15 protein-coding genes and 1 pseudogene are annotated in these 14767 nt (G+C 41.1%); 7 read left to right on the plus strand and 9 right to left on the minus strand.

Annotated features, from left to right (window positions below; genetic code table 11):
• The first annotated feature begins 207 nt into the window (after window positions 1-207).
• Window positions 208-1719, plus strand: coding sequence for an aldehyde dehydrogenase family protein (locus tag FTU09_RS05405; RefSeq protein ID WP_016658247.1), 1512 nt, complete (start codon window positions 208-210; stop codon window positions 1717-1719).
• A gap of 227 nt (window positions 1720-1946) precedes the next feature.
• On the opposite strand, the gene FTU09_RS05410 is transcribed toward FTU09_RS05405, so the two are convergent.
• The 4 genes from FTU09_RS05410 to tkt all read right to left on the minus strand — a co-directional run bounded on the left by FTU09_RS05410 (window position 1947) and on the right by tkt (window position 5689).
• Window positions 1947-2531, minus strand: a complete 585-nt coding sequence (locus FTU09_RS05410) for a YceI family protein (RefSeq protein ID WP_004976875.1) — start codon at window positions 2529-2531, stop codon at window positions 1947-1949.
• A gap of 136 nt (window positions 2532-2667) precedes the next feature.
• Window positions 2668-3153, minus strand: a complete 486-nt coding sequence (locus FTU09_RS05415) for a GNAT family N-acetyltransferase (protein ID WP_180079706.1) — start codon at window positions 3151-3153, stop codon at window positions 2668-2670.
• Between the two features lie 179 nt (window positions 3154-3332).
• On the minus strand, window positions 3333-3548 hold the full coding sequence (locus tag FTU09_RS05420) for a hypothetical protein (RefSeq protein WP_004976879.1): 216 nt from the start codon (window positions 3546-3548) through the stop codon (window positions 3333-3335).
• A 152-nt stretch (window positions 3549-3700) separates the two neighbouring features.
• Window positions 3701-5689 carry a transketolase gene (gene tkt, locus FTU09_RS05425; protein WP_004976881.1) on the minus strand — a complete coding sequence of 663 codons (1989 nt, stop codon included), beginning with the start codon at window positions 5687-5689 and terminating at the stop codon, window positions 3701-3703.
• Window positions 5690-6438: 749 nt separating this feature from the next.
• Here tkt and metK point away from each other — a divergent pair.
• Entirely contained in the window at window positions 6439-7605 is a 1167-nt protein-coding gene (metK, locus tag FTU09_RS05430; protein WP_004976883.1) for a methionine adenosyltransferase, read from the plus strand.
• Between the two features lie 158 nt (window positions 7606-7763).
• Window positions 7764-8075, plus strand: a complete 312-nt coding sequence (locus tag FTU09_RS05435) for a monooxygenase (RefSeq protein ID WP_180079708.1) — start codon at window positions 7764-7766, stop codon at window positions 8073-8075.
• 152 nt (window positions 8076-8227) lie between these two features.
• Here the strand turns inward: FTU09_RS05435 and FTU09_RS05440 are convergent, their stop codons facing one another.
• Complete coding sequence (locus FTU09_RS05440) at window positions 8228-8458, minus strand: hypothetical protein (RefSeq protein ID WP_180079709.1); 231 nt, start codon at window positions 8456-8458, stop codon at window positions 8228-8230.
• 312 nt (window positions 8459-8770) lie between these two features.
• Here FTU09_RS05440 and FTU09_RS05445 point away from each other — a divergent pair, with 312 nt between their 5' ends.
• Entirely contained in the window at window positions 8771-8980 is a 210-nt protein-coding gene (locus FTU09_RS05445) for a hypothetical protein (RefSeq protein WP_154320816.1), read from the plus strand.
• Between the two features lie 20 nt (window positions 8981-9000).
• Here the strand turns inward: FTU09_RS05445 and FTU09_RS05450 are convergent, their stop codons facing one another.
• The 3 genes from FTU09_RS05450 to FTU09_RS05460 all read right to left on the minus strand — a co-directional run bounded on the left by FTU09_RS05450 (window position 9001) and on the right by FTU09_RS05460 (window position 10933).
• The gene (locus FTU09_RS05450; protein ID WP_096901197.1) at window positions 9001-9636 is read right to left on the minus strand and encodes a LysE family transporter; all 636 of its coding nucleotides are present in this window, start codon (window positions 9634-9636) and stop codon (window positions 9001-9003) included.
• Window positions 9637-9805: 169 nt separating this feature from the next.
• Window positions 9806-10381 carry an FxsA family protein gene (locus FTU09_RS05455; protein WP_004976892.1) on the minus strand — a complete coding sequence of 192 codons (576 nt, stop codon included), beginning with the start codon at window positions 10379-10381 and terminating at the stop codon, window positions 9806-9808.
• Window positions 10382-10549: 168 nt separating this feature from the next.
• Window positions 10550-10933 (minus strand): YkvA family protein, encoded by a 384-nt coding sequence (locus FTU09_RS05460; protein WP_178318391.1) that lies wholly within the window; start codon window positions 10931-10933, stop codon window positions 10550-10552.
• A 200-nt stretch (window positions 10934-11133) separates the two neighbouring features.
• Between FTU09_RS05460 and ruvC the strand changes: the two genes are divergently transcribed.
• Entirely contained in the window at window positions 11134-11679 is a 546-nt protein-coding gene (ruvC, locus tag FTU09_RS05465; protein WP_004976895.1) for a crossover junction endodeoxyribonuclease RuvC, read from the plus strand.
• Between the two features lie 24 nt (window positions 11680-11703).
• Here the strand turns inward: ruvC and FTU09_RS05470 are convergent, their stop codons facing one another.
• Window positions 11704-13224: an NAD(P)H-hydrate dehydratase gene (locus FTU09_RS05470; RefSeq protein WP_104851865.1), complete on the minus strand. Its 1521-nt coding sequence runs from the start codon at window positions 13222-13224 to the stop codon at window positions 11704-11706.
• Between the two features lie 21 nt (window positions 13225-13245).
• Between FTU09_RS05470 and queG the strand changes: the two genes are divergently transcribed.
• Both queG and FTU09_RS05480 read left to right on the plus strand, forming a co-directional pair.
• Window positions 13246-14355, plus strand: coding sequence for a tRNA epoxyqueuosine(34) reductase QueG (gene queG, locus FTU09_RS05475; protein WP_218951307.1), 1110 nt, complete (start codon window positions 13246-13248; stop codon window positions 14353-14355).
• Window positions 14356-14634: 279 nt separating this feature from the next.
• Window positions 14635-14767, plus strand: a pseudogene (locus FTU09_RS05480) (biotin synthase); the annotation flags it as partial.

Consider the following 14767-nt stretch of genomic DNA (forward strand, 5'->3'; position numbering starts at 1 on the left):
TACTGCTTACTTTTGTAAGGATTTGTTCGCTGCTTGTAAACCTGCAACTTTCCAACCTTTTTCCAACCTTATATTGGTATGCTAATCAAATAACGTACTAAAGTACCTTATACCTTAGCCGTAAATTTAACCTGATTTTAGACACAGGGTTGTGATAAAAGGTAAAGATGACGGCAGATTATAAAAAACCATCAAAGGAAGAGAATTATGCGTTACGTAGATCCCAATCAACCCGGTTCAAAAGTTCAATTTAAAGCACAATACGAAAACTTTATTGGTGGCGAGTGGGTCGCCCCTGTAAAAGGCGAATACTTTGAAAATATCTCTCCTGTAGATGGCAAAGTATTTACCAAAGTCCCACGCTCATCGGCAGAAGACATTGAACTGGCTTTAGATGCAGCCCATAAAGCCAAAGCACAATGGAACAGCTCATCTCCAACCACACGCTCCAACATTCTGCTTAAAATTGCAGATCGTTTAGAACAAAATCTAGAATTATTGGCAGTGGCAGAAACATGGGATAATGGTAAGCCTGTTCGGGAAACATTGGCTGCCGACATTCCATTGGCGATTGACCATTTCCGTTATTTCGCAGGCTGTATTCGTGCCCAAGAAGGCGGAATTTCTGAAATTGATGAAGATACCATTGCCTATCACTTTCATGAGCCGTTGGGCGTTGTGGGACAAATTATTCCATGGAACTTCCCAATTTTAATGGCAACATGGAAACTTGCACCTGCTTTGGCTGCGGGTAACTGTATTGTACTTAAACCTGCGGAGCAAACCCCTGCTAGTATTTTAGTTTTGGTCGAGCTGATTCAAGATTTATTGCCTGCAGGCGTACTAAACGTAGTCAATGGTTACGGCGTAGAAGTCGGTCGCCCATTGGCAACTAATCCACGTATTGCCAAAATTGCATTCACAGGTTCGACTCAAGTCGGTCAATTGATCATGCAATACGCCACTGAAAACATCATTCCAGTGACTTTAGAGCTTGGTGGTAAATCTCCAAATATTTTCTTTGAAGATATTATGGCGCAAGATGACGACTACCTAGATAAAGCGCTTGAGGGCTTTGCCATGTTCGCGCTGAATCAGGGTGAAATTTGTACTTGTCCATCACGTGCGCTCGTACAGGAAAGTATTGCTGACCGTTTCCTTGAAAAAGCCATCGAACGTGTTAAACGTATTAAAACAGGTCACCCGCTTGATACTGAAACCATGATTGGTGCGCAGGCATCGCAAGAACAACAAGACAAAATCTTGGGTTGTATTGCGACAGGTCGTGCCGAAGGTGCTCAAGTCTTAACAGGTGGTGGTGAACGTCATGAAGTTGGCAGTGGTTTCTATATTGAGCCGACAATTTTCAAAGGCACCAACGACATGAAAATTTTCCAAGAAGAAATTTTCGGCCCAGTGCTGTCTGTGACCACATTTAAAGACTTCGATGAAGCCATTAAAATTGCCAATGACACCATTTACGGTTTAGGTGCAGGTGTTTGGTCACGTTCTGCGCACACTTCTTACCGTGCAGGCCGTGCTATTCAGGCGGGTCGCGTTTGGACGAACTGTTACCACATCTACCCTGCGCATGCCGCTTTCGGTGGTTATAAAAAATCAGGTATTGGCCGTGAAAACCACAAGATGATGTTAGAACATTATCAACAAACCAAGAACTTGTTGGTGAGCTACTCAACTAAACCTGCTGGCTTCTTCTAAGTTGGTTAATTCAACCTTAACATGATGAATGAAAATGCGAACTTCGGTTCGCATTTTTTATGTTTTGGATATACGAATGGACAAAAAGTAAAATAAAAAAGCCATTCATCCAAACAGATTTTAAAGCCATAGACCTCAAGTTGCTGACATTAAAATCATGGATAAAAATCACAGACATAAAAAAGCACCATTTTTAAAATGATGCTTTTTGATCAAATCATTACTACTTATTTTTTAGCAGCTACAGACGCTTCTGTAGTGATGTTGACAGTAATTTTATCACCTACGTTTGGAACATAGCTGGCAATACCAAATGCAGAACGGTTGAATGAAGTTGTGGCATTAAAACCAACAGTCGCTGCCTGAGTCATTGGGTGTGGACCTTGTTTGTTCAATACCGCATCAAGAACAACTGGCTTAGTTACACCTTTAACCGTTAAATCACCTGTGATTTTAAAGTTTTTCTTGTCTTGAGTTTCAACTTTTGTACTTTTAAAAGTAATGGTTGGATATTTTGCTGCATCAAACCAATCTGCTGCCATTAAGTGCTCATCTAAAGCTTTTACGTTGGTGTTGATGCTACTTAATGGAATCGTCACATTCACAGATGAGTTAGCAGGTTTTTTCTCATCAATGTTGATAGTACCTTGAATGTCTGAGAAGTTACCTGATGGCGTAGAAAAACCGAAGTGATCCCAAGTAAATACAGTAGCAGTATGCGTTGGGTCAATTTGATAAGCCACTGGTTTAGCCATTGTCATTGTTGCTGCAGACGCGATAGCCAAACCTAAAGCAATTGATTTCATGTTCATATTGTTCATCTCTAAAAGTGTTGATACGTTTCAATGAGGTTTAGTTTATAGATTTTTGCTGCAAATACAGGATTAAAGATAAAACAGTATGTTGCATGACTGAAACGATAAATTTGTAAAAATATGCATGCGCGTTTTACATCGCTGTTGCAGGGCTGCGATATTGAATAAAACCTGTTCTTTTTGCGACACGATCATACAACTGCCGTGCCTGTAAATTATCTTCATGAGTCAGCCAATATACCCGATCACATTCACGCTGTTGCGCTGTTTGATTCACCTGCTGAATAAGCTGCTGAGCAATTCCCATCCCTCTGTACTCAGGCAAGGTATATAAATCTTGCAAATAGGCATAAGGTTTAAGCGTCCAGCAACTGTCATGTTCAATTACATGCACAATGGCGACAACTTGAGTTTGATATACGGCAGCCAAGCCATAAATATAGGGTCGTTGAGGATCAGTTAGTTTTGACCAAGTCTGTTGTGTCACGTCATCACTGAGTTGCACCCGATAAAATTGCTGATAGCCTTGCCAAAGTGCTTGCCATTGTTCAAATTGGATTTCACTTAACGCGACAATGTCGATGTGCTTAAATTGACGATCTAATATAGTTGCCTGCATGCTTTGATATTGCCTGATTATTTTTGCATCGAATCATTTTATTGATTATGCATCATTCATATTATGCTTAGGCTATTTTATAAACTATTTTTCAGCAATAAAAAAAGCTTTACCCTACGCATAGAATAAAGCTATTTTTGACGATACACCATTTAATGCACCGCATTCATCGCAATAGATTAAAGCTTCTCAATCAAAATACGATCAACTTGCTTTAAGCCTGATTGCTTTTCATGGTTCTTACGGCGAATTTTGATTTGCTGATCTTCAGCCAAATCCTGTAACAACAACTCTACCGCCACCATAGCTTCAAGTGGTAAATCTTGTCCAATCCACTTTTGCTCACCCGCATCCATTAAAGTGACTTCATCATTAATTTGCTCGTACAAACTCATTTCTCATCTCACTCAATTACACAGAGGTTTATTCACAAACCTGACTTACACTGACAAAATTTGTTGGATCATCACATCGAATACCAAACAAATATGCAAAAATAAAAGACGTCCCTTTACAGGAACGCCTTTAAAAACACTGGATTAAAAAATTAAGCTGTTAATTCTTTTACTGCAGCAACAACCGCTTCAGTGGTAATGCCAAAGTACTGATACAAGTCTTTTGCAGGTGCAGATTCACCATAAGTTGTCATACCAATAACTTTACCGTCTAAGCCGACAAACTTCCACCAGTAGTCTACATGCGCTGCTTCAACCGCAACACGTGCACGAATATGTGATGGCAATACCGCTTCACGATATGCTGCATCTTGCTTCACAAATTCTTCTGCACACGGCATAGACACAACACGTACACCTTCAAGCTGCGCGTATGCTTCCATTGCCAAGCCCACTTCTGAACCTGTTGCAATAATAATGGCTTTCAATTCACCTTTTTCTTCAGCCAAGACATAACCACCTTTTGCCACGTTCTCAATTTGCGCTTGAGTACGAGTTTGGAATGGCAAGTTTTGACGTGAGAAAATTAAAGCAGTTGGACCTTCGCTGCGTACTAATGCAGATTTCCAAGAAATAGCCGCTTCAACGGTATCTGCTGGACGCCATGTATTTAAGTTTGGCGTACCACGTAAAGATGCAATTTGTTCAATCGGTTGGTGTGTTGGACCATCTTCACCCAAACCAATCGAGTCGTGGGTATACACATGAATCACACGTTGCTTCATTAATGCAGACATACGCACGGCATTACGCGCATATTCCATAAACATTAAGAATGTTGCAACGTAAGGAATGAAACCACCGTGAAGTGCTACACCATTTGCAATAGCAGTCATACCAAACTCACGTACGCCATAATGCACGTAGTTCCCTGCTGCATTGTCCTGAACGCCTTGGCAACCCTTCCAAAGGGTTAAGTTTGAACCTGCCAAGTCTGCAGAACCACCCAATAATTCAGGCAATAATGGGCCAAATGCTTGCAAAGTATTTTGGCTGGCTTTACGCGTTGCAATAGTTTCAGCTTTAGCATTGGTTTCAGCAATAAACGCATCTGCCTGCGCGATGAATTCTGCAGGTAGTTCACCGCTTAAACGGCGTTTAAGTTCTGCAGCTTCCGTTGGATATTTTGCTGCATAGGCATCAAAAGTTGTATTCCATGCTGCTTCTGCTTCTGCACCTTTCGCTTTAGCATCCCAAGCGGCATATACATCTTCAGGAATAACAAATGCTTCATCTGTCCAGCCTAATGCTTGACGCGTCAAAGCGATTTCATCATGGCCTAATGGCGCACCGTGACAGTCTTCTTTACCTTGTTTGTTTGGCGAACCTAAACCAATAACAGTTTTACAAATAATAATAGTCGGTTTTTGCGTTTCAGCTTTTGCTTCAACCGTTGCAGCACGAATTGCATCGGCATCGTGACCATCAACTTTTAAGACTTGCCAGCCGTAAGATAAGAAACGTTGTTCGGTATCGTCAGAGAACCAGCCTTCTACTTCACCATCAATAGAAATGCCGTTGTCATCATAATAAACAACCAGCTTGCCTAAACCTAAAGTACCTGCCAATGAACATGCTTCGTGTGAAACACCTTCCATTAAGCAACCATCACCCAAGAAACAGTAAGTGAAATGGTCTACAACCTGAATATCTTCTTTATTAAATTGTGCAGCCAGTGTTTTTTCTGCTAAAGCAAAACCAACAGCATTGGCAATCCCCTGACCGAGTGGACCAGTGGTGGTTTCAATCCCTGGTGCATAACCCAATTCTGGGTGGCCAGGTGTTTTAGAGTGTAACTGACGGAACGCTTTTAAATCTTCGATTGAAAGATCATAACCTGTTAAATGCAACAACGCATATTGCAACATTGAACCATGACCATTAGACAATACAAAACGGTCGCGGTTTGCCCATTGTGGATTGGTTGGGTTGTGATTCAAAAATTCACGCCACACCACATCGGCAATATCTGCCATCCCCATCGGTGCACCTGGATGTCCTGAATTTGCTTTTTGCACAGCATCCATTGCCAATACACGAATTGCGTTTGCAATACGACGTTCGTTAAGCGGGGTCGTCATAGGTCAGAGTCCACAAAAAATCGTTAAATAGAAGAAGATGAATAGAATTCAAAACAGCCGCTATTCTCTCAAAAAAACGCCTGAGGGGTAAAGCCTATGCAACAATATTTCCGCATTAATTCCCATTCAGGGTATTTTTCGTGCAAATTCAAAGACGTTTTCACGTTTATAACAACAAGAAAATAGCTAATTGCCGTGTTAAGCTCTATTCTTGGCAAAATTCTAAAGTATAGATATTTCAATTTATAGACGCAGGATGGAATTGTGATGTCGCTCTTGCAGCAACTCCAATCAAATGCCTAGCAACAAGTTAAAACACAACAGTATTCTGTAGAAATAATAGACAGATTTTAACACATCTTGAATTTTATTCACTTTTCACACAATAAATTGAATCACAGCCATCGTCCAAAATTTTAAAACAGCTTTTGAAAATGCAGCTTGATGCAGATAAAGTCAATTCAAAGTCTTTAAATTACCCATCTACAATATTGTTTTTAAAAATGATTCACCACTTAAAAACAAGGTGCTCCTTAGTTTAAAATTATGACAGCATACTTTAGCCAACATGAATATTTTTGAGTCACAATATAGTCATACCGATACTTTATCTATTTTTTAGCTAAAGATATGCGATAAAAAGTCATTGAATTGAAATAAATTCAGCCAATTTAGTCGTAATGCGCTAGTCCTAAAGTCTAACTCGATGTAACATATTGCGTCTTTTGAATTTAACTGTGATAGGACTTATGCGCGAGTACGCTGTATTTACCTCGGAATCTGTAAGCGAAGGCCATCCAGATAAAATGGCTGACCAAATCAGTGATGCCATTTTGGATGCAATCTTAAAAGAAGACCCTTATGCGCGGGTTGCTTGTGAAACGCTTGTAAAAACGGGTGCGGTTGTACTGGCAGGTGAAATCACAACAACTGCAAATGTCGATTTTGAAGCCGTTGTTCGTCAAACCGTAAATGGCATTGGTTACCATCATTCTGACTTAGGTTTTGATGGTTCAACCTGTGCGGTCATTAACATGATTGGTAAACAATCACCTGAAATTGCACAAGGTGTAGACCGTCAAAAGCCTGAAGATCAAGGCGCAGGTGACCAAGGTTTGATGTTTGGTTACGCCAGCCGTGAAACTGATGTATTAATGCCTGCCCCAATTTCTTACGCACACCGCTTAATGGAAAAGCAAGCTGAATTACGTCGCAGTGGTGCTTTGCCGTGGTTACGCCCAGATGCAAAAAGTCAGGTGACTTTTGCTTATGAAAATGGTGTGCCTGTACGTTTGGACGCGGTGGTGTTATCTACTCAGCATGATCCTGAAATTTCTCAAATTCAGCTTAAAGAAGCGGTAATTGAAGAAATTGTGAAAAAAGTGATTCCTGCAGAAATGTTCCATGCAGACACCAAATTCCACATCAACCCAACAGGTATGTTTGTGATTGGCGGTCCTGTAGGTGACTGCGGCTTAACAGGTCGTAAAATCATTGTCGATACTTACGGCGGCATGGCGCGTCATGGTGGTGGTGCATTCTCTGGTAAAGACCCATCTAAAGTTGACCGTTCTGCTGCTTACGCAGGCCGTTATGTTGCCAAAAATATTGTGGCAGCTGGCTTGGCAGACAAATGTGAAATTCAGGTGTCTTATGCTATTGGTGTTGCAGAGCCAACATCAATTTCAATCAACACCTTCAACACTGCAAAAGTGGCAGATGAGTTGATTATTGCTTTAGTACGTGAACACTTCGATTTACGTCCATACGGCATTACCAACATGTTGAACCTGTTACAACCAATGTATAAACAGACTGCAGCTTATGGCCACTTTGGTCGTCAAGGTTCTGACACTGCATTTACATGGGAAAAAACCGACAAAGTTGAAGCATTAAAAGCCTCTGCAGGTCTGTAATGTAAAACTTTTCAGTTTTATCAAGCTCACTTCGGTGGGCTTTTTTATGCCTAAAATTTAGCTGTCAAACCACAGTATACAAAATACGAATATGTTATAGTGAATCATTCCTGAGATTTTTTAAATACTCATCTAAGATAATGATGTAGGAGTTTATTATGGCGGTTATTCTTCAAGTCGATTTCCCTTCTGAAGGCCCATTTGGCGAAAGCATGAGCCAAGCGTACCGTGAACTTGCAGAAAGCATTAACCTAGAAACTGGCATGCTTTGGAAAATTTGGACTGAGAACGGTCAAACACAGGAAGCAGGTGGAATCTATCTGTTTGATCATGCGGCCAATGCTGCACGCTATTTAAAAATGCACACTGCACGTTTAGAAAGTTTTGGCGTGAAGGATATTCGTGGCAAGATTTTTGAGGTGAATGCTGCACTGTCTGCAATCAACCAAGCTGACTTCTTAAGTCGCTAATCTTTTTAAATTGCTCATCCATATTGAAGAATAAAATGGTGAGTCTCTTCAATATTGAAAAAACAGTTGAATAAAATCCTGAGCCATTTAATGATTCAGGATTTTTTGAAATCTTGTATAGACGAAATAAGCGTTAAGCTTGGATGCAGCACTTATTGCGTACGAATCACCTCAAGCACCGATTGTTGCACGGGCACTTCTTGATGATCTTGCAAATAAACATGCACGACTTTAAACACAACGGCTGCTGCCAAGCATGCCAAAATACAGAATAACCAGAAACCATAAGGACTACGAATATTGTGTGAACCACAAGTACCACATTCTTTTTCTGATGATTCCACCACCCGATTGCATGCGCAACGATACTGATGATACAGCATAGGTATTCTCCTACTTCACTGTAATTCTTGTTTTTATTGTTACACCATCTACCCTGATGCAGTGTAATTTTGTTTAAGCAACTGTGACACTTTGTAGCCTGCATCCTTTGGATGATTTAACTGACACAATCGCTTGTGAATTAGAATGTCAAAGTTCTGCTATTCGCGCAAATCGTATTTTTGAATAAACAGTCACTTTATCCATCTAAAATAGGTATGCCATGCTAAAATTCTGCATGCTCGATTACTTGAAGTTTAGACTCAAGCTTGGCTTTCAGCACATATTTTTTTATTACACGGAGTAAAGTTAAAGTGGTGCAACTCATTAAAAAAGGTGGCTTGCGAGAACGTGCCAACCGTAGTCGTAAATACCAAGGTTCGGAAAATACCGAAGCAACTTTGCAATCAAACCGTACTTATCAGCCCAATCATTTAGATAAAACTGAAAACACGACTGCAACCGAAATACTGAATGAAAAATCGTCAAACTTGGCTTTGGACAACATCAAATCATCTAACTAATTGGCATCAAAACCTATGTTTTAAAACATACGCAGTGCATCTAACCACAACCACACAGCAAATAATAAAAATAATCCGCCCGAGACCATATCAATATAACTGCCTGAACGCTGATATAACTTTTTCATTTTTGGTGTAGAAAGTAGCAACATAAATAGTGTAAATGTCACAAAAGTTTGGATTGGAATAATCACTGCCAATTGGGCTTTCAAAGATGCACTTGCCGATGAACTCAACGCCAAAGCAAATACACTACTAAAATAAATTAAGGTTTTCGGATTAGATAAATTGGTGAATAGCCCCAATAAAAAGTAGTTTTTTGCGGCTGGAATTTGCACTTGAGTATCATCAAACTGTTTGCGCTGCTGCCAACTATGCCAACCGCCCGACAACATGCCCCATCCCATTTTTGCAAGAAATAAACCGCCAATCAGCATTAAGACTTGCTGAATCCAAGGAAATTGCTGCACCAAAACCGTAAAACCCAATAGGGTCAGCACTACCCACACCACAATCCCTGATGAAATACCCGCAATAATCTGCAAGGTATTACGGCGGGTATTGCTGGCTGCACTTTTGGCAATTAATAAAACATCTGGTCCTGGACTAAGCTGTGCCACAAAATGCAGCGCACAAATGGTGAATAACAAAGACATAAATACATCAGGAGAATTGAAAATCCGATTATACCTTGTGCGGTAGGAGAATAAATAAGGCTTTAAATGCACACCTCAATGTTTAAACACTCACCTGCGTATTCACCAAAAAATACCCATAAAAAAACCGAATCAGCACGATTCGGTTTGATCTCAAGCATCACCCATATTATTTAGGTGGATTGACATCTTTCATTTCAATTTTTTTCGCATCGGGGGTAATTTCACGTGCTTCACCATCAATAATACTGGAATCACGACCACCGCCCTGCTGATTTTGCATGTCTTGCATTTGGCGCATTAAATCTGCAAACGGGTTTTGACCTGCTCCGCCCATGCCATTCATATCGCCCATCATGCCACCCATCATTTGATCCATCATGGCTTGCTGACGTTTCATCATGGCTTTCATCATTGCCGCTTTAAAGGCATTTTGTACGGCAGGAATCATCACCAGCAATGCCAAAACATCGCTGATTAATCCTGGAATCATCAATAAAAAACCCGCAAAAATTTTAGGTAAATTATTACTCAGCGCAGGATCGGCACTCATCTGCCCCATTTGCATTTGCTGCATTTGTGGCATCACGCCTGCAGAATATTTACGAATCAGGTTCAAACCAATGAAGAAAGCAGCGACAAACCAAAAGAACACGTACCACATGCTCCCCACTAGGTCGCCCACACCAATCCAGACGAAGACTTCAAGAACTAAGCCAATTAGAACAATAAGAAATAATTTCATGAAAATTAATCTAATCTCAACAAAATAAATAAAATGCAGTAACCAAGTGCTTCATCGGGATCAAGCTTTTTTGATTCGCTGTTGTTTCAATATGGGCATTATTGTATTTTTAAAGGTTAAGTCTGTCATTAATATTTTCATCATCACCCAATAACAGACTTAATACGTCTATATATTTAAACGATAAAGATAAAAATATGCGGCATAAGCCAATAATAACCACAACGCAATAAAAACTGATGCTGCAATATAACTGCTCGGTTTTTGACTGATCGCATCGGCTTGTAAGCGACAACGCTGCATTACTTCAGCAGGTACTAAACGCAATACCAACATGATGCCCAATGGCACTAAAATCAGGTCATCTAAATAACCCAAAACAGGTATAAAGTCTGGAATTAAATCAATGGGAGAAATGGCATAAGCAGCGACCAACAATGCCAAAAGCTTTGCCATAAACGGTGTTTCAGGATCACGTGCGACAAACCAAACCGCATAAACATTTCGTTTAATTTGCTTCGCCCACTGTTTTAGCCTATCAATCCACTTCATTGCCACTCTCATTTGCTACCGTATATAAAATATACACCTCAAAACTTAAAATAAAATGAAGTCCAAAATTGAAAATGTGGCGTGGGATACATTCCAATGGTTTAAACAGCAGCTTACTGACCGAATGTTTTGAAATTACTCCACACAAAAGAGATTTAAACTCCTATAATTCAACTTGATGTAATTTTTTAAGGCTTGGCATGTCACTTATTATTGGAATCGACCCTGGTTCTCGTCTAACGGGCTACGGCATTATTGAACGTGATGGCGCTAAATTACGTTTTGTAGATGCAGGAACCATTCGCACCGAAACCAGTGAAATGCCTGAACGCTTAAAACGGATTTTTGCAGGGATTGAACGGATTGTGAAATTTCACGGCCCGACTGAAGCTGCAGTTGAACAAGTGTTTATGGCGCAAAACCCAGACTCTGCCTTGAAATTGGGACAGGCTCGTGGTGCAGCGATTGCTGCTTTGGTGAATTTAGATTTACAAGTGGCGGAATATACCGCTCGTCAAATTAAACAATCTGTCGTGGGTTATGGCGCTGCCGATAAAGAACAAGTACAAATGATGGTCATGAAATTATTAAATCTATCCATCAAACCACAACAAGATGCTGCCGATGCTTTGGCTGCTGCAATTTGCCATGCTCATGCATCGGGCAGTATGACCAAATTGGCTGTGCTCAATGCCTTGGGTGGTATGGCACGCGGACGTAGTCGTTCAAGCTCCAGACGTCGCTAAATCAGCATCGCCATCGCTTATATTTTACCGATTCACAACCTGATAAATCGCTTGGCTCATGTGCTGTGCCTGTAAACCGCGCATGCCCTGCTGTGCCAATACATCCCCCGCCAAGGCATGTAACATGACAATTTCATGCAATTGAATTTTATGATGAAACTGGGCTTTTAAACTGGCAATCATGCCTGCCAACACATCGCCCATACCACCTGTACCCATACCAGGATTGCCTGCGGTACAAATCCACAATGAACTTGCTTGCGGTTCTGTAGATGCAGCTTGCAAAGTCAAACTACCTGAACCTTTTAACACCCAATCGCCTGCATAGCGTTGCTGCAATTGCTGAATCGCGGCAATACGGTCTGCTTCAATGGCTGCAACCGTAGTATTGAGCAAGGTCGCAGCCTCACCTGAATGTGGTGTGGCATAACTGTTCGGTTTTAGTTGGGCTGGATGATGCGATGAATGCGCTTGTTTCGCCAAAAACCACAAGGCATCGGCATCGTAAACTACTTCTACCTCGGACTGATTTAGTGCGGCAAACCAGTCTGCATAATGCTGTTCTGCCCAAGCATCTCGTCCTAGTCCCATCCCTAAACTCACGGCATCGACCTGTGAAATTAAGTGCTGAATTTCTGCGCCTGTCAGTGCGTCTATATCCCGCAACATTAAATTCGGCGCACGGCTTAATATCGCCACATGATGTTTGGCATGACAGACCACAGTCACTTTCCCTGCACCTGCGCTTGATGCGGCTTCTGCAGCCATCATCACCGCACCACCCATTTGCGCATGTCCGCCCACAATCAACACATGCCCATAACTGCCTTTGTGTCCAAAAGCCTGCCGTGCGGGTAATTGAATCAAATGTGGTGTGAGTTGGGCCAACGCTTTGAGTTCTGCATCGGCTGGAATCAAATCCAGCACATCGACCAGTCCAGTATATTCTTGTGCCTGCCCTGTAAATAACCCTGCTTTCAAACCCAAAGCTGTAAAGGTGTAATCGGCTTTAATTGCACATGGCAATGGCTGCCCCGTGTTGGCATTTAAACCGCTTGGAATATCAACCGCAATTTTTAAACCCGCTTGTTGATTCATTGCGTGAATAAGCGACTGCCACTCATCATTTAAAGGACGATCTAAACCAATACCAAATAATGCATCAATATAGCAGTCATAACTTTGTTGAAATGCAAAACCTTGAATTATATTGACTTGTTCTGTCTGAGCTTCTAAAAAAGCCTGATGTAAATCTGCCGATGAACCGCGTGTTGCGGCATAAATATCGACTTGAAAACCTGCTTGTTTTAAATATTTTGCAGTTAAATAGCCATCGCCTGCGTTATTGCCTTGTCCACAACACACAGCAATTTTTTGTATTGTAGATGGCTGTTTTGCAAAAATTTTGCGAATTTGTAAATGCAGTGTCCACGCCACTTGCTGCATTAAACCGTAAGAACTATTTTGACGGGCAAACCAGCGCTGCTCCCACGCTTGAATACTTTGACTATGATAAACAGGGCTATGGTACACTTGCTGCGGCATTTTCTTCCCTTCTATTTTGTTATGGCAACATCCACCACTTCAGCACATATTTCTCTGCATCAAGACGATCCAGCCGCCTTGAAAGCGTGGATTAAAGCTCAAGCTTTGGCGCTTGGTTTTGCTGATTGTGTCATTGCCAAACCAGATGCTCAAGCAGAATTAGCACGTTTTCAGGAATATTTAAAACGTGGCTATCATGGGGATATGAAGTTTCTGGAAGAAAATTTAGACAAGCGCGCCAATCCCACACTATTAGTCCCGAATACCAAAAGCATTATTTGTGTGCGCATGAATTATTTGGTGGAAACACCACGTCCACGACATATTCCCGATGCACCTAACTCTGCAATTATAGCCCGTTATGCACGTGGACGCGATTATCACAAAGTCATGCGCGGACGCCTAAAAACCCTTGCGACACGTATTCGTGAAAAAGTGGGCGAGTTTGAATCACGCCCCTTTGCCGACTCAGCCCCAATTTTTGAAAAGTCGCTTGCAGAAAGTGCAGGCATGGGTTGGACAGGCAAACACACATTACTAATTCATAAAAAATCTGGGTCTTTTTTTGTATTGGGTGAGCTGTTTACTTCACTAGATTTACCTTTTGATCCACCTGCAACTCCGCATTGCGGTTCTTGCACAGCCTGCATCGACATTTGCCCAACACAGGCCATTGTTGAACCTTATATGTTGGATGCGCGTAAATGTATCGCTTATTTAACCATTGAATATCAAGGTGTGATTCCTGAAGAATTACGCCGTGGCATTGGTAATCGGGTGTTTGGTTGTGATGATTGCCAACTGATTTGCCCGTGGAATAGCTTTGCCCAAGTCACCACGGTGGATGATTTTCATCCTCGACATGCCTTAGATCAGATCAGCTTGCTAGATTTATGGCAATGGGATGAAAGCACGTTTTTAGCCAAAACTGAAGGTAGTCCATTGCGACGTACAGGCTATCAAAGTTTTATGCGTAATATTGCCATCGGGCTTGGTAATGCCCCTTTTTCAGCACAAATTTTACAAATTTTGCAGCAAACGCGAACACAGCATGATGAGATTGTGCAAATCCATATGGATTGGGCGATTCAGGAACAATTGCTTAAACAGCCTAAAATTAAACAAAAATGACCACCAAAATAGTGCGATATTTTAAGTGCAGTTTTCTTGCCAATTTATGCAAATAACTAAATTTTAGCAACCAATTCATCACAAAAATAATAATCCATAAAATTTAATTTTGCAGCGAAATATCAGAAAAATTGCTTAAGTTTGCAACTAAATAGACTGCATGATTTTAATTCTATTCTGTCGAATATTTGCCACGAAATTGGGAGATTATGCCTTTCTGATTCAAACTATTTGTGTATGATACAGACTATGAATAATAGGGATGATGGACTTTTACTTATGTCAGTACGCAATGATTGGACTCGAGAAGAAATTCAGCAGTTATATGAACAACCTTTTCTGGATTTAGTCTTTGAAGCACAGCGTGTGCATCGCCAACATTTTGCTGCCAATACCGTACAAGTCAGTACCT

This window comes from Acinetobacter sp. YH12058, from assembly GCF_013419805.1.
In the GTDB taxonomy this organism is placed as follows: Bacteria; Pseudomonadota; Gammaproteobacteria; order Pseudomonadales; family Moraxellaceae; genus Acinetobacter; species Acinetobacter towneri.